This is a genomic window from Microbacterium horticulturae (assembly GCF_029094505.1).
Taxonomy (GTDB): domain Bacteria; phylum Actinomycetota; class Actinomycetes; order Actinomycetales; family Microbacteriaceae; genus Microbacterium; species Microbacterium horticulturae.
Window position 1 is genome coordinate 297,666 of sequence record NZ_CP119108.1, and the last position, 14,390, is coordinate 312,055.

17 protein-coding genes and 1 riboswitch are annotated in these 14,390 nt (G+C 70.6%); of the genes, 6 read left to right on the forward strand and 11 right to left on the reverse strand.

What is annotated here, in order from left to right; genetic code table 11:
• The first annotated feature begins 40 nt into the window (after positions 1-40).
• The gene (locus tag PU630_RS01400) at positions 41-340 is read left to right on the forward strand and encodes a hypothetical protein (RefSeq protein ID WP_275278568.1); all 300 of its coding nucleotides are present in this window, start codon (positions 41-43) and stop codon (positions 338-340) included.
• 76 nt (positions 341-416) lie between these two features.
• Here PU630_RS01400 and PU630_RS01405 read toward each other — a convergent pair whose 3' ends face one another.
• Both PU630_RS01405 and PU630_RS01410 read right to left on the reverse strand, forming a co-directional pair.
• On the reverse strand, positions 417-1,265 hold the full coding sequence (locus PU630_RS01405; RefSeq protein WP_275278569.1) for a transposase: 849 nt from the start codon (positions 1,263-1,265) through the stop codon (positions 417-419).
• A 41-nt stretch (positions 1,266-1,306) separates the two neighbouring features.
• Entirely contained in the window at positions 1,307-2,017 is a 711-nt protein-coding gene (locus tag PU630_RS01410; RefSeq protein ID WP_275278570.1) for a lysophospholipid acyltransferase family protein, read from the reverse strand.
• Positions 2,018-2,166: 149 nt separating this feature from the next.
• Between PU630_RS01410 and PU630_RS01415 the strand changes: the two genes are divergently transcribed.
• The 3 genes from PU630_RS01415 to PU630_RS01425 are packed head-to-tail and all read left to right on the forward strand — an operon-like array spanning position 2,167 to position 5,559.
• Entirely contained in the window at positions 2,167-4,524 is a 2,358-nt protein-coding gene (locus PU630_RS01415) for a molybdopterin oxidoreductase family protein (protein ID WP_275280147.1), read from the forward strand.
• Position 4,525: 1 nt separating this feature from the next.
• Complete coding sequence (locus PU630_RS01420; protein ID WP_275278571.1) at positions 4,526-4,975, forward strand: hypothetical protein; 450 nt, start codon at positions 4,526-4,528, stop codon at positions 4,973-4,975.
• 44 nt (positions 4,976-5,019) lie between these two features.
• Positions 5,020-5,559 (forward strand): YaeQ family protein, encoded by a 540-nt coding sequence (locus PU630_RS01425; RefSeq protein WP_275278572.1) that lies wholly within the window; start codon positions 5,020-5,022, stop codon positions 5,557-5,559.
• A 36-nt stretch (positions 5,560-5,595) separates the two neighbouring features.
• On the opposite strand, the gene PU630_RS01430 is transcribed toward PU630_RS01425, so the two are convergent.
• From PU630_RS01430 to PU630_RS01445, 4 genes are read right to left on the reverse strand one after another with little or no spacing between them, the layout of a single operon-like run.
• Complete coding sequence (locus tag PU630_RS01430; protein ID WP_275278573.1) at positions 5,596-6,414, reverse strand: energy-coupling factor transporter transmembrane component T family protein; 819 nt, start codon at positions 6,412-6,414, stop codon at positions 5,596-5,598.
• The gene (locus PU630_RS01435; RefSeq protein ID WP_275278574.1) at positions 6,411-8,051 is read right to left on the reverse strand and encodes an ABC transporter ATP-binding protein; all 1,641 of its coding nucleotides are present in this window, start codon (positions 8,049-8,051) and stop codon (positions 6,411-6,413) included. The genes PU630_RS01430 and PU630_RS01435 overlap by 4 nt, the downstream gene beginning before the upstream one ends.
• 40 nt (positions 8,052-8,091) lie before the next feature.
• Positions 8,092-8,745 (reverse strand): ECF transporter S component, encoded by a 654-nt coding sequence (locus PU630_RS01440; protein ID WP_275278575.1) that lies wholly within the window; start codon positions 8,743-8,745, stop codon positions 8,092-8,094.
• Positions 8,742-9,290 carry a YkoF family thiamine/hydroxymethylpyrimidine-binding protein gene (locus PU630_RS01445; RefSeq protein ID WP_275278576.1) on the reverse strand — a complete coding sequence of 183 codons (549 nt, stop codon included), beginning with the start codon at positions 9,288-9,290 and terminating at the stop codon, positions 8,742-8,744. The genes PU630_RS01440 and PU630_RS01445 overlap by 4 nt, the downstream gene beginning before the upstream one ends.
• Before the next feature lie 154 nt (positions 9,291-9,444).
• Positions 9,445-9,554, reverse strand: a riboswitch (TPP riboswitch).
• A 108-nt stretch (positions 9,555-9,662) separates the two neighbouring features.
• Here PU630_RS01445 and PU630_RS01450 point away from each other — a divergent pair.
• Both PU630_RS01450 and PU630_RS01455 read left to right on the forward strand, forming a co-directional pair.
• On the forward strand, positions 9,663-10,406 hold the full coding sequence (locus tag PU630_RS01450) for a sulfite exporter TauE/SafE family protein (RefSeq protein WP_275278577.1): 744 nt from the start codon (positions 9,663-9,665) through the stop codon (positions 10,404-10,406).
• Between the two features lie 77 nt (positions 10,407-10,483).
• On the forward strand, positions 10,484-10,867 hold the full coding sequence (locus PU630_RS01455; protein WP_275278578.1) for a PNPOx family protein: 384 nt from the start codon (positions 10,484-10,486) through the stop codon (positions 10,865-10,867).
• Between the two features lie 2 nt (positions 10,868-10,869).
• Here the strand turns inward: PU630_RS01455 and PU630_RS01460 are convergent, their stop codons facing one another.
• From PU630_RS01460 to PU630_RS01480, 5 genes are all read right to left on the reverse strand, one after another.
• Complete coding sequence (locus tag PU630_RS01460; RefSeq protein ID WP_275278579.1) at positions 10,870-11,259, reverse strand: YccF domain-containing protein; 390 nt, start codon at positions 11,257-11,259, stop codon at positions 10,870-10,872.
• Positions 11,260-11,471: 212 nt separating this feature from the next.
• Positions 11,472-12,347 carry a 3-methyl-2-oxobutanoate hydroxymethyltransferase gene (panB, locus tag PU630_RS01465; RefSeq protein ID WP_275278580.1) on the reverse strand — a complete coding sequence of 292 codons (876 nt, stop codon included), beginning with the start codon at positions 12,345-12,347 and terminating at the stop codon, positions 11,472-11,474.
• Positions 12,344-12,739, reverse strand: coding sequence for an aspartate 1-decarboxylase (gene panD, locus PU630_RS01470; protein WP_275278581.1), 396 nt, complete (start codon positions 12,737-12,739; stop codon positions 12,344-12,346). Before panD ends, panB begins: the two co-directional genes overlap by 4 nt.
• Entirely contained in the window at positions 12,739-13,584 is an 846-nt protein-coding gene (gene panC, locus PU630_RS01475) for a pantoate--beta-alanine ligase (protein WP_275278582.1), read from the reverse strand. Before panC ends, panD begins: the two co-directional genes overlap by 1 nt.
• The gene (locus PU630_RS01480; RefSeq protein WP_275278583.1) at positions 13,584-14,333 is read right to left on the reverse strand and encodes a DUF2520 domain-containing protein; all 750 of its coding nucleotides are present in this window, start codon (positions 14,331-14,333) and stop codon (positions 13,584-13,586) included. The genes panC and PU630_RS01480 overlap by 1 nt, the downstream gene beginning before the upstream one ends.
• Positions 14,334-14,390: the final 57 nt, after the last annotated feature.

Sequence of the window (14,390 nt, forward strand, 5' to 3'; positions counted from 1 at the left end):
CAGGAGCACCCATGTCACGTGCCGGCCGACCGGAGTCTGAGTGAGCAGCGGCGATGCGGCAGTCCGCCGCATTGAGGTGACGTTGCACAAGCCGTGGTTCGCACTCTATTTCGGTGTCCGGCCGACGGTCGTCATCGGCGGGCGTGGGCACCCTGCGCAGTGGGGCGTCGGCACTTGGCAGATTCCATCAGACCAGTCCGCGACCATCGGCGTCTTCCTCTTCAACCGCCTGTGGCGTTTCGGTCAGTCGGAGTTCGCGATCGAGCCGGGCGGCCCGTCGGCGCTGGTCTATCGGGCGCCGGCTCTTCCGTTCACGCGCGGACGGATTCGCCCTCGCTGAAGCACGCGTGGCTGAGTCCTCCGGGCGGGTGGCGAAACGCCGTCGGCTGTATCAATGGATGCCGCGTCCGCACCACTCAGCGGGCGTTCTTCTCCAGCGCAGCCTGGGCTGCCGCGAGAGCCTGCTCCGCGGCATCCACCTTTTCGTCCGCCGCCGAGCGGCGCTCCTCCAGCTGGCCCATTCGGCTGTGCAGGTCCGCCGCCTCATCGCGCACACGGCGCAGCTCGGCATCCAGTTCCTTCTGACGACTGTCGAGCTCGTCGTAGCGGGCGAGAGCCTCACTGAGGTCTCGCTCCGTGCTCTTCTGTTCGCGCTGCGCGCGCGACAGCGCCTGCTCGGCATCGTGCACGGCGCGCTCTGCCTTGTGCCGCTCGCGCCGTGCCTTGAGTTCGTCGGTCGGCACAGCCGCGGCGTGTGCGGGCTCGACCTCGCCGCCACCGAGCGCGGCGGCGAGGTCGAGCGAGCCGGACGGCTCGAGCTCGCGGACCAGTCGCCCCGAGGCGACGGCGGTCGCGGCATCCCGATCGAAGAACGCCGCGCTGATCGTCTGTTGCACCGCCTCGAGCGTCGACGCCGTGACGCGACCGCCGCGCGCGGTGGCGAGCGCGGCGGCATCCTGCGCGAGGCGATCGGTCAGTGCGCGCCGCTGCTTGCTCAGCTGAGTGAGCGCCGCCGCGTCGAGGTCGGTCTGCGCTTCGCGAAGCTCTTCGGCGAGTTCCAGTGCCTGCGCGAGCGCCTGCGCGCGCTCGCGGGCGAACACGTTCACCACCCACGCGGCGACCGAGGGCTTGCGCAGGGCGCGGATCTGCTGCGCAAGGTCGGGGTCGGCAGCATCCTTCGCCCGGGCGTTTCGGGTGGCGATGAAGTCGTCGGGCGAACCGGCATAGAGCTTGGCGGCGATCTCCGCCAGCGTCTGCTCGGTCATGGCCGGTCCGTTCTCCCCGCTCGGTGGTGCTCCCGAGCTGCTCAGTCTCGCGACGTCGCGTTCACGCTGCCGGAGCGCTCCTGGCCGCTCAGACGTGCGATGGCGGCCATCATGCGCTCGGTGATCTCGCGGCGAGCCTTTCCATCGGGCACGTCGGCAAGATCGGACAGGTCGAGCGGCTCGCCGAAGCGCACCTCCAGGCGCGGTCGACCCGGCAGCAGGTGGCCGAGCGGCTTGGCGGTACTTGTGCCGATCAGTCCGACCGGCACAACGGCGGCGCCCGTGCTGCGGGCCATCCACGCCGCGCCGCCATGCCCCTCGTGCAGGTGGCCGTCGCGTGAGCGGGTGCCCTCCGGGAACACCGCGAACACGCTGCCAGCGCGAAGGATGCTGCTGCCGGCGTCGAGCGCGGCGCGTGCGTCGCGTCCGGTCGCACGGTGCACCGGCACGCCGCCGACCGACGTGAAGAACCAGCGCTTGACGCGGCCGAGGACTCCGGGCCCGGTGAAGTACGACGACTTGGTGAGGAACTGCACCGGGCGGGTGGCGGAGGTCGGGATGATGAGAGTGTCGAGCGACGCGAGGTGGTTGCTCACCAGAAGCACCGGCCCGCGGGCGGGCACGTTGTCTCGGCCGACGATGCGCGGCCGGTACAGCAGCCAGAACAGCGGTCGCAGGATGACCCGCCCGATGAAATAGACGGCGCCCGGACGCGGCGCGGGGGCGGGGCTCGGCGGTGCAGGCGTTGTCACGTCGCCACCCTATCCGCCGTGGCAGTGTTCGGCTCGTTCTGTGCAACGCAACCACCTGGCGCCCGCCGCCCCGAGAACGTATCGTGACCCCCAGACGGCGGGATCCGAGTCACGCGCTTGCCAACGACCCGCCAGGCGAGGGGGCCATGATGGTCGGAACCGATCGGATCAATGACATCTGGGGTGCGCGCACCCCGTTCGCGGCGGGTGAGGTGTGGCCGCAGAGACAGGACGAGCACCTCATCGACGGCATCGGCCACGACGATGTGGAGAAGTGGGTGCGCGGCGCGTGCCTGCTGTGCAGCAACGGCTGCGGCGTCGAGGTCGCGGTCGCCGGCGGTCGGATGGTGGGCATCCGCGGACGCGCCGAAGACCGCGTGAACCACGGCCGGCTCGGCCCGAAGGGGCTCTACGGTTGGCAGGGCGAGCAGCACGACCGGCTCACGGCGCCGCTGATCCGGCGCGACGGCGAGCTCGTCGAGACCGACTGGGAGACCGCGATGTCGGCGATCGTCGACCGCTCGCGCACCCTGCTCGAGACCAAGGGTCCGCTCTCGCACGGGTTCTACACCTCGGGTCAACTGATGATCGAGGAGTACTACACGCTCGCCGTCATCGGCAAGGCCGGCATCGGCACGCCGCACATGGACGGCAACACCCGCTTGTGCACCGCGACGGCGTCGGCGGCGTTCCAGGAGTCGTTCGGCAGCGACGGGCAACCCGGCTCGTACACCGACATCGACCTCTGCGACACTATCTTCCTCTTCGGGCACAACGTCGCCGAGACGCAGACCGTGCTCTGGAGTCGCATGCTCGACCGTCTCGACGGTCCCAACCCCCCGCGGCTCGTGTGCGTCGACCCGCGGCGCACCAAGGTCGCCGAGCGCGCCACGGTGCACCTGCCCATCCGCAACGGCACGAACCTCGCCCTCATGAACGCCCTCGTCCACGAGATCATCGCCGCCGGTGCCGTCGACCGCACCTACGTCGACGCGCACACGATCGGCTTCGACGAGCTCGAGAAGATGACGAAGGATGCCACGGCCGAATGGGCTGCGGAGATCTGCGGGGTCGCGGCATCCGATATAAAGAAGGCCGCCGAGATCTTCGCGACCAGCGAGCGCGTGGTCTCGACCTGCTCGATGGGTTTCTACCAGTCGCACCAGGCGACGGCGGCGTCGTGCCAAGTGAACAACATGCACCTGCTGCGGGGAATGGTGGGGCGGCCAGGCGCCGGCATCCTTCAGATGAACGGCCAACCGTCGGCCGAGAACAACCGCGAGGCCGGATGCGGGGCGGCGTTGCCCGGCTTCCGCAACTGGTCGAATCCGGCCCACGTCGACGAGCTCGCAACGCTGTGGAACGTCGACCCGCTCGTCATTCCGCACTGGAAGCCGCCGACCGACGCGATGACGTTGTTCCGGTATGCCGAGGAAGGGTCGATCGGTTTCCTGTGGATCGCCGGCACGAATCCGGCGGTCTCGATGCCCGATCTGGCGCGGATTCGGGCGACGCTTGCGGGGGACCAGTGCTTCGTCGTGGTCTCAGACGGCTACCTCACCGAAACCGCGGCGCTCGCCGACGTCGTCCTGCCGACCGCGCTGTGGGCCGAGAAGACCGGCAGCTACACCAACGTCGACCGCACCGTGCACCTGCAAGAGAAGGCCGTCGACCCGCCCGGGCAGGCGCGCAGCGATCTCGACATCTGGATCGACTACGCGCGACGGCTCGATCTGCACGACAAGGACGGCCACCCGCTGCCGGCCTGGAACACGCCCGAGGCCGCGTTCGCCGGCTGGCAGGAGTGCAGCGCAGGCCGCCTGTGCGACTACACGGGCCTCTCCTATGGTCAGCTGCACGAGGTCGGCGGCATCCAGTGGCCGGTCACCGCGCAGGCGCCCGACGGCACCGAACGCCTCTACGGCGACGGACGCTTCGCGACGCACGCCGACTTCTGCGAGACCTACGGGCACGATCTGACGACCGGCACTCCGGTCACGCGCACGCAGTACCTCGCCGACCACCCCGACGGCCGTGCGGTGCTCAAGACCGCGCCGTATCAAGAGGCTTTCGAGACCCCCGACGACGAGTACCCGCTGCGGCTGACCACCGGGCGCACCGTCTACCACTTCCACACCCGCACGAAGACCAAGCGCGCGGCGCCTCTGCAAGAGGCCGCGCCGTCGATGTGGGTGGAAGTGTCGCAAGTGGATGCCGCGGCCCGCGGCATCCACGAGGGCGATATCGTTCGCGTCACGTCGCGTCGTGGCTCCATCGAGGCACCGGCGCGGGTGTCGCATGTGCGCGACGGTGTCGTGTTCGCGCCGTGGCACTACGGCGGCGATGCGCTCACGGCGGCGAACGAGCTCACGCTGACCGCGTGGGATCCCGTCTCGAAGCAGCCCGAGTTCAAGGTCGCGGCGATCCGGCTGCAGAAGGTGCGCGACGGCGATGGGCCCGCACCGGCACCGCTGCTGACGGCGTCGGCACCGGTGGAGGAGGTGTGACATGCAGCTGCCGCACTATCTCGCAGCCCTCGTGACCGCCGAGCGCAGGCTTGCCGACGGATACGACCAGGTGACGCGCGCGCACGCAGGCGTGGCTGACGTCGCATTGACGTCTCGTTCGTTCGCCGAGGCGTCGCGGGCGAGGGCCGATGCGCTCGCCGCCGCGTGCGAAGACCGCTACCCCGGCGGCACGGACGAGGGTGCGCCGGCCTCGTTCGCGGCGGCGCAGCCCGGTCCGCTCGCTCTGCTGAGCGACCTCGCAGAGCTCGCGCGGCTGGCAGGGTTCGTGCATACCGCGTGGGAGGTCGTCGTGCAGGCGGCCTCGGGCCTGCGCGATCGCGATCTCCTGTCCGAAGCGCAGCAGAACGTCTCGGCGCTGGAGACTGAGGCGGCGTGGATCGACCACAAGACGAAGAGCGAGGCCGCGCAGGCTGTGCTCGTCGCGGAGTGAGGGCGTCGCCGGCCGCAGACGGAGTACGCGTAGGCTCGATCGCGATGGCTACCGGAGCGACGATGCACACCTTCGAGGTGCAACTGGCCGACGTCGATCGCGGCGTGTATGAGGAGCTGACGCTGCGCCTGGCGCGGCATCCCTCCGAGACCGACGCCTATATGATCACGCGGCTTCTCGCGTACTGCCTCGAGTATGAAGAGGGCATCGCGTTCAGCGAGGGCATCTCGGCGACCGACGAGCCGGCCGTGCTGGTGCGTGACCTGACCGGTCGGGTCACGGCGTGGATCGAAGTGGGAGCACCGGATGCCCCCCGCCTGCACTTCGGCAGTAAGCTCGCCGACCGCACCGCCGTGTACACACATCGCGACCCCGCGAAGGTCATCGCGCAGTGGGCGGGCAAGACCATCCACGAGGCCGACGCGATCACGGTGCACAGCTTCGATCCGGGGTTCATCGACGCGGCGGCGGGGCTCGTCGAGCGGCGCAATGAGATGACGCTGTCGGTCACCGAGCGGCAGGTCTACCTCGAGCTGAACGGCACGCATCTGTCGTCGCCGATCCACGACCACGCGATCCGCTGAGCGCTGGCCGCGGACCGGCGCTCGTCCAGAATGCGTTCACCCTGCCCCGAACAGCGCACCCGGGCCGGTGAGCGTGCCGGCGCTGGCCGACGCGACGAGCACCGCGGCCAGCGCCGCGAGCACGCCGCCTGCGAAGAGCGCGTCCCGGGCCGTGAGCGCGACCGGTCGCCAGATCGTGCGTGGTGAAAGGCCCAGCCCGCGCTGCTCGAGCGCCCGCGCGAGACGCTCGCCACGACGCAAGGAACCGATGAGAAGGGCGGATGCCGCGGCGAGGTGCCCGGCGGCGCCGAGCCGCGGCATCCCGTTCCGTCCGATCGGTGCGCGCACCAGGTGCGCCGCGCGGATCGTCTGCCACTCGGCGCCCATCGTCTGCAGCATGCGGTAGCCGGCGAGCAGGGCGCTGGCGACGCGGATGTCGAGACGCAGATGCTGGTGTGCGCTCGTCATGAGCGCCACAGGGTCGGTCGACACGATGAAGGCGATCGACAGGACGCCGGTCGCCAGCGTGCGCAGGGCCAACGCCAGTCCAACGTCGAGGCCCTCCTGCGTGACCCGGAGGAGACCCGCCTGCCAGAGCACCGTCCCCGGCCGCGTGAGCATGTTCGCGACGAACAGTCCCAACGCGAACGCGATGAACGGCACGTGCCCGAGCGCGAGCGTGCGCGGCGGGACGGCCCGCGCCGCCAGGACGGCCGCGACGGCCACCACGTAGAGCGCGGCGAGCGTGGGCACATCGAACACGAACAGCAGCACGAGCGAGACGGCGAACAGCAGCGCGAGCTTCACACTCGGATTGCGCTGCGCAAGCGGGCCGACCAGGTGCCGCCGGAGGTCGGTCGGAGAGCCGGCGCTCATCGTGAGGGCGCTCTGTCGTAGGCGTCGAGCGCGGCGTGCAGCTCGGCGGTCGATCGGCAGCGCGTCAGCAGATGCTCGACCAGCCGCGGAACGCGCACGCCGGCGCGGCGCAGCAGAGCGCCTTCGCGCAGCACGTCGGCGAGGTCACCGTCACGAATGACCCGGCCCTCGTCGATCACTATCGCGCGGTCGGCGACCGCGGCCAGCGAGCGGAGGTCGTGGGATGCCGCGAGCACGGCGCGTCCGTCGTCGGCGGCGACCCGCAGCTGACGTGCGGCCCGCAGCGCGTCTCGACGGTCGAGCCCGAACGTGGGCTCGTCCGCGATGAGGATCGGGCGGTCGTGGGCGAGCATCGCCGCGAGGCTCAGGCGCCGCTTCTCACCGCCCGAGAGACGGTACGGGCTGCTGCCCCGCACATGCGTGAGACGATGCGCGTCCAGCGCCTGCTCGACGCGTGCGGCGATGCCGGCGTCCCCACGCCGATGCCTCCCGCGTCGCGGCGCCGACGCAGCGAGCCCGTGCGCGACCTCGTCGGCCACCGTGCGCCCGACGAACTGATGCTCGGGATTCTGAAAGACCATGCCGGCGCCCCGCCGGACGCCGTAGCCGGTCACCGCGCCGCCGAGGCACTGTTGCAGCCCTGCCAACGTGCGCAGCAGCGTCGACTTGCCGGCGCCGTTGCGGCCCAGCAGCACGACGACCTCGCCCGCGCGCAGCTCGAGCGACACGTCATCGAGCACCGGCTCGGAGGCGCCCACGCTCAGGCGGTGTGCCTCCAAGACGACGGCGCCGCGTTCGGGCGGCATACCCGGCGCTGCCTGCGAAAGGGAATCGACGAAGGCCCGATTCGCCGCGGCGTCGAGCGCGCCCGGCACTCCCGTGACCGCATGCAGTTCGGCATCGAGCGGCAGCCAGCAGCCCGCGTCGCGCAGCCGTGCCGCATGCTCAGCCAGGACCGCAGCGGTGTCGCCGCTCGCCGCGACTCGCCCTCGGTCGTCAAGGACGACGGCGCGCTCGGGCATCGCCCCGGCATCGGCCAGATCGTCGAGACGATGCTCGACGAGCACCGTCGTCGCTTCGGTCGCAGCGACAGCGGCATCGATGGCCGCACGCACCGCGATGACCCCATCGGCGTCGAGCATCGAGGTCGGCTCGTCGAGCAGCAGCACGCCGGGCTCGGACGCGAGAACGGCCGCGAGAGCCACGCGCTGACGCTGCCCTCCGGAGAGGGAGTGGATGCCGCGGCCGCGCAGGTCTGCGGCATCCACCACTTCCAGCGCAGCCGTGATCCGGGCGTCCATCTCGTCGCGCGGTACGCCGTGGTTCTCGAGCCCGAACGCGACCTCGGCGTCCACGTCGACCATGCACAGCTGCGCGTCGGGGTCCTGCGCGAGCGCGCCGACGGTGCGCGCCAGCTCGACGACGGTCTTTGACTCGGTGTCGACCCCGCCGACCGTCGCGCGACCGTGCATCGTGGCCGTGACCGAGTGCGGCACGACCCCCGAGAGCACGTCGAGCAGCGTCGACTTGCCCGACCCCGACGGCCCGAACACTATGGTGCGGCTGCCCGCAGGGAACTCCGCGGTCACCTCGTCGAGGACGGCGCGCGTGCCGAAGCGGATGGATGCGGCATCCACCCGCACGTCCGTCGTCTGGCGTGTGACCGGCCGATCGTGATCACTCAGCGCGCGCGGCACGGTCGCGACCGATCGCGAAGTTGTCGACCACGCCGGTGCGTGCGACCGCCGAGACGATCGGCTTGGCCAGCAGGCCGCCGAGCACGATACCCGAGAGCACCTGGACGACGAGGCGGATCCAGAACAGATCGGTGCCGTACCACCCCGAGCGGAAGGCCGAGAAGAAGAACACGAAGCCGGCGCCCAGTGCGCCGGAGAGCGCGTACTGCAGCCATCCGTAGCGCCGGTAGCGCGTCAGCGCGAACGGGAGTTCGCTGCCGATGCCCTGAATGCCCGCCGCGACGAACAGCAACGGACCGACCGCCGACCCGAGGAAGACGACCTCGATCACCGACGCGAGGATCTCGGCGGCCACGCCCGCGAAGGGGCGCCGCACGATCGCCACCGCGATCGGCGACACCAGGAGCCATCCACCCAGAAGCACGTGCTGGGTGAGGTCCCCGAGCGGACCGGCGAGCACCGACAGCCACGCCCAGGCCTGCACGAGCGCCCAGTAGAGGAAGCCTGCGACCACGCCGAGCACGACGATGAGCATGATGTCGCGCAGGCTCCAGCCGCGGTGACTGCGCGTGGGTCGGGGACGCGCCGTGCCGTTCTCGAAGGCGCTCGCCGTGGCGCTCTCGGGGGCGCTCATGCCGCAGCTCCGCTCGGGCTGTTCACCGAGATGGTGACGTGGGTCGTCACGTGCGGCACCGTGCGGCCCACGCGCACCCAGCCGCCGGCCACGGTCTCGAGGATCGTCGCGACATCGCCGTGCAGGCGCGTCACGTAGTGGTCGCTGCGCACGTACGTGCCGTTCGCTCGCGCGTCGTCGATGGCGGCGTAGATATCGCGCATGTGGTCGGCGGCTCCGCTGTCATCGAGCGGATACAGCGCCCACTGCGCCGAGCCCACGACGCCGGTCGGCGGGACGTCGGGGAGGGGCGACACGAGCCCGCCGCCGGCCGGGAGCGCGCAGCGCACCTCGCCGGGGCATCCCCTCGAGAACATCACCGTGGCGCTCACGTGACGCCCGCCGCGCGCAGCCGCGGCGATCAGGCGCGCGAAATATGTGGCCAGGGCCGTCTCGTCGCCGGTCGCCCACGTGCTGACGTCGTCAGTGACGACATCGAGCTGCGCCGCGTCGGCCGAGGCTTCGGCGAGGGCGGTGAGGATGACGTCGACATAGTCATCGCTCATCACCGCGAGGGTGATGCGGCCGCCGACACCGAACTGCTGGGGCGTCGGTGTGTCTTGGGCCTCTTGCTGATTATCTTGCGTGACCGAATGCACGTTGTGTGCCCTTTCTCCTCGGAGGTAGGCACGGGTGTGTGCGCGACGCGGTGCCGTGCACACGTCGAGAAAGCTGCCTCCCTGCGCCGGCATGATCCGGATCAGGTTCGACGGTCGAAGGTTGAAGACCTTCCTCTCAGCCCGGCTCACCGGACTCCCGTGTACGCAGGCAGTGTAGCGCGGTCCGCGGTGTCGACGGAGCGTCCGAGCGTGATCCCCAGATGTGACGTTTCCGCGCGTGCGCGGTTACGCTGGCCCGATGCCCCGCGAGAGACGACCGTGAGCCTGCTGCTCACCGCGATCGCGGTCTGCATCATCGCAGCCCTCGCCGCCGCGGCGCAGGCAGTGTCGGGCTTTGGTTTTGCAATGCTCAGCGTGCCGCTGATGATCCCCGTGCTGGGCGCACCTTCATCGGTCGTCGTCGCGACCGTGCTCGGACTCGTCTTGACCATCGGCAGCACGATCGCCGAACGCCGCGCGGTGGAATGGCGCCCCGTCTTTGCGTTGTCGGGCGCCGCGCTGGTCGGCATTCCGATCGGCCTCGCGGTCTTGCAGTTTCTCGACCCACACTGGCTCTCGCTGGTCATCGGCGTCGTCGTGATCGGCGCGACCGTTCTGCTGGCCCGCCGCACGCCGCTGCAGCTGGAGAGCAGAAGGGGCATCGTCGCCGCCGGCGTGCTCAGCGGTGCGATGCTCAGCTCGACAGGCATGAACGGTCCGCCGGTCGTCGCGGTATTCCAGACGCGTGGGCTGCGCCCCGTGGCGTTCCGCGCGTCGCTGCAGGCGGCCTTCGCCATCCAAGACCTGCTGGCGATCATCGGCTTCGTGTTCGTCGCGCGACTCACGCCCCAAGTCGGCCTCCTCGCGCTGATCGCCGTGCCGGCCCTGGTGCTCGGCTGGTGGCTCGGCGACCGCCTCTTCCACCGCATCGGTCAGGGTGCCTTCCGCTGGATCGTGCTCGGGATGCTGCTGCTGAGCGGTCTGCTGGCGATCATCCAAGCCGCGGTGCAGCTCTCCGGCTGATCACGCACCGTGGCTGATCATGCACTCCGGCTGATCAGACACTGTGCTGCGGCATCCCCCCGCCGTACGCTCGACACATGAACCGGATCCGCCGGGCGTGGCTGTGGCTGCTGAAGAACACCCTCAACAAGGGCACGAGCGCCCTCGCGCGCACGGGGCACGGCCCGTTCAGCCTCGTGCGGCACGTCGGCCGCAAGAGCGGAACCGTCTACGAGACGCCCATCATCGTCGCCGCGGTGCCCGAGGGCTTCGTCGCCGAACTGACCTACGGCGAGCAGGTCAACTGGTACCGCAATGTGGTGGCCGCCGGCGGATGCGAACTCGTCGTGCGCGGCATCCCGCACCGCATCGTCGCCATCGAACCGTACCCGACGGATGCCGGCCGAAAGGCGTTCGGCCCTCCAGCCACCGCGCTGCTCACGCTGCTGCGCCGGAACGAGTTTCGACTGCTGCGCACCTGAGGTCAGTCGAAGGCGCCCGAGCGCGTCGAGACGATCTGCTTGCCCAACGGCATGAGTGACACCGCCACGAGCTTGAAGTCGGCGATGCCCATAGGAATACCGATGATGGTCACGCACAGCGCCAGGCCCGAGACGATGTGTCCGATCGCCAACCACCACCCGGCCACGACGACCCAGACGACATTGCCCAGGAACGAGAAGACGCCCGGCTGCCGCTTGTCGACGATCTGCCGTCCGAACGGCCACAGCGAGTAGCGGGCGATGCGGAACGACGCGATCGCCCACGGGATCGTGAAGATCGGGATGCACAGCACGATGCCCGCGGCCATGTATCCGATGAACAGCCAGAATCCGGCGAAGACCACCCAGATGATGTTGAGGATCGTGCGCATCTCCACATCATGGCAGGCCGTGACCGGGCAACGGCTGGGTCGCCGCGGGGGCCGTGCTGGCGGCGATCCCGGTGCTGGTGCTTTTCTTCGCGCTGCGGCGCTGTGGGCGCTTCCCGCGGCCCGCGCGCGGCTCGGATCGCCGAACGTGACGGCCGAACAGGGGCGGTGCTGAGGCTCGGGGGAAGGGTGGCCGAGAGGCGGGATGCCGCGGCTCAGCGCAGGTCGTCGAGCGCGGCGTGCAGCTTCTCGGCCTCGCCTGCCGCCATCGCGTAGCCGTGCTCGGGCGCGGGGTAGGCGCCCGACCGTACCTCGCCCGCGTAGGCCCGGATGCCGTCGATCGTCGCGGCGCCGACCTCGGCGAAGCGCTTGACGAAGCGCGCCTGATGTCCGTCGTGGATGCCCAGCAGGTCGTGGAACACGAGCACCTGACCATCGACGGCCGGGCCCGCGCCGATGCCGATCACGGGTACGTCCAGCAGGGGCACTATCGCCGCTGTGGCCTCGCTCGGGATCGCTTCGAACACGAGCGCGAAGCATCCCGCAGCCTGCAGCGCCAGCGCGTCGGCCGCCACCTGCTGAGCGGCCTCGGCGGTGCGGCCCTGGGCACGGTAGCCACCGAGTACACCGACGGTCTGCGGCGTGAGCCCGACGTGCCCCATCACGGGGATGCCCGCGGCCACGATCGCCCGCGCCCGCTCGACGGTCGTGCCACCGCGCTCGATCTTGACGGCGTCGACCCCGGCCTCCTTCACGAAGCGCTGCGCGGTGCGCACGGCCTGCTCGTCGCTCGCCTCGTACGAGCCGAACGGCAGGTCGCCCACGAGGAGCGGGCCGACCAGTCCGCGGCGCACGGCCGCAGTGAGCATGAGCAGCTCGTCGACCGTCACCGACACCGTGCTGTCGTAGCCGAGCACGGTCATGGCGGCCGAATCCCCGACGAGCACGGCATCCACCCCCGCCGCCTCGGCGGCGCGAGCGCCGGGATGGTCGTACGCGGTCACCATGACGATGGGCTCGCCCGCGGCCTTCTTGGCGGCGAGCGTCGCGAACGTGGTCTTCGGGGCGCGCTCGCCGGGATGCGTGCTCATGCCAGGGCCTCCGCTGCGACGAGGACGCCGGGCTCGGCGTCCACGGTGATGATGCGATTGTGCTCGTCGACGTGCACCACGCGCGGCTCGTAGGCGTCGAGCTCGCCATCGTCGACATCTGCGTACGAGATGACGATCACGGTGTCGCCGGTGTGCACGAGTCGGGCGGCCGCGCCGTTGAGCTGCAGGTCACCGGACCCGCGGACGCCTGCGATCGTGTAGGTCACCAGGCGTGACCCGTTGTCGACGTCCACGACGTGCACCTGTTCGTTCGGGCGGATGTCGGCGGCCTCGAGCAGCTCGGGGTCGACGGTGATCGATCCGACGTAGTGCAGGTCGCTGCCGGTCACCCTGGCGCGGTGGATCTTGGACTTGAGCATGGTGCGTCGCATCAGGAGGCCTCCAGCAGCCGGTTGTCGATGAGGCGGGCAGCACCGACTCGGGCCGCCACCGCCAGCAGTGCGGTCGGTGCGACGGCGTCGACGAGGGCGAGGTCGTCGGCGGAGCGCAGCTCGAGGTACTCGGGTTCGATGCCGGCGCTCTCGAGCACGGCGCGTGCCGCCTTGAGCAGCTCGTGCGCACCGGTCTGACCGGACGACACGGCGCTCTCGGCCGCATCGAGGGCACGGCTGAGCGCTGTCGCGCGCTCGCGGGACGCGGCATCCAGATACGCGTTCCTCGAGCTCATCGCGAGACCGTCCGCCTCGCGCACGATCGGGCATGCGACCACGTTCACGTCGAGGTTCAGGTCGCGTACCACCCGGCGTACCACGAGCACCTGCTGGGCGTCCTTCTGCCCGAAGTACGCGGCGTCGGGCCGGACGATGCCGAACAGCTTCGTGACCACGGTCGCCACGCCGTCGAAGTGCCCGGGTCGGGTTGCGCCGCAGAGCACATCGGTGATCCCCGCCACATGGATCGAGGTCGCGTAACCGTCGGGGTACACCTCGCCGACCGGGGGAGTGAACAGCACGTCGGCCCCGGCCTGTGCGGCGAGCCGCGCATCGCGGTGCTCATCGCGTGGGTAGGCCGCGAGGTCTTCGCTCGGGCCGAACTGTGTCGGGTTCACGAACAGCGACACCACGACCAGGTCGTGCGCGTCGCGCGCCGCGCGCATGAGCGACAGATGCCCCTCGTGAAAGGCACCCATCGTCGGCACGAGGCCGACGGTGCCGCCGCGCTCGCGCGTCGCGTGCACGACCGCGCGCACCTCGGCGACTGTTCGCAGCGTCTGCATCATCGGCTCCGTTCCGCGGCGAGGGCGCGGGTGTGGTCGGCGAGCACGTCGAAAAGCGGCACGAGTTCGGGCGCGAGCGCTGCGCGCTGTCGGGCGACGGTCTCATCGTCGCCGCGGGCGATGGGTCCGGTGAGGGCGGATGCCGCGCCGCGCGCCGCCCAGTTCTCGACCGTGCGCCGCACGAGCGGCGCCAGTAGGGCTCGCGCGTCGCCATCGTCGATGTCGGGCCCCGCCTCGCGCAGCAGACGCTCTGCGAGGCCTTCGAGGGTCACGACGAAGTTCGCGGCGAACGCGGCGGCGGCGTGGTACCGCGCACGGTCGGCGTCGGCGATCTCGAACGCGTGCATGCCCAGCGCCGTCGCCAGCGAGCGCGCGATAGTGAGTGCCTCGGGCGAGCGCCCGCCGATCGCGGCGCCGATTCCGGCGAAGACCGAGGGGTCGTCGCCGCCGGCAAAGGTCTGCAACGGGTGGAGGCCGAAATCGACATCATCGAGCCCGGTCGCCCCGGAGGTGTGGCCGATGAGCGTGGCGTGACCCGACGCGGCGGCCGCGGCATCCCGAATCTCCCGATCGGGCACGCAGAGCAGCACCACATCGGCGTCGCCCACGGGCTCGTCGCGGCCGGTGGGCCCGAAGACGGTGTAGCCGGCGTGGGTCAGCGTGGGGGCGATGGCCGAGCCGAGTCGCCCGCGTCCGACCACCGACACCCGGGTGACGGCGGGTGCGGACGATGCAGCGGAAGGGGTCATGGAGGAGCGATCTGCGCGGTGGGAGGGTCGCATCGAGCATAATGAGCCGCGCCCCGC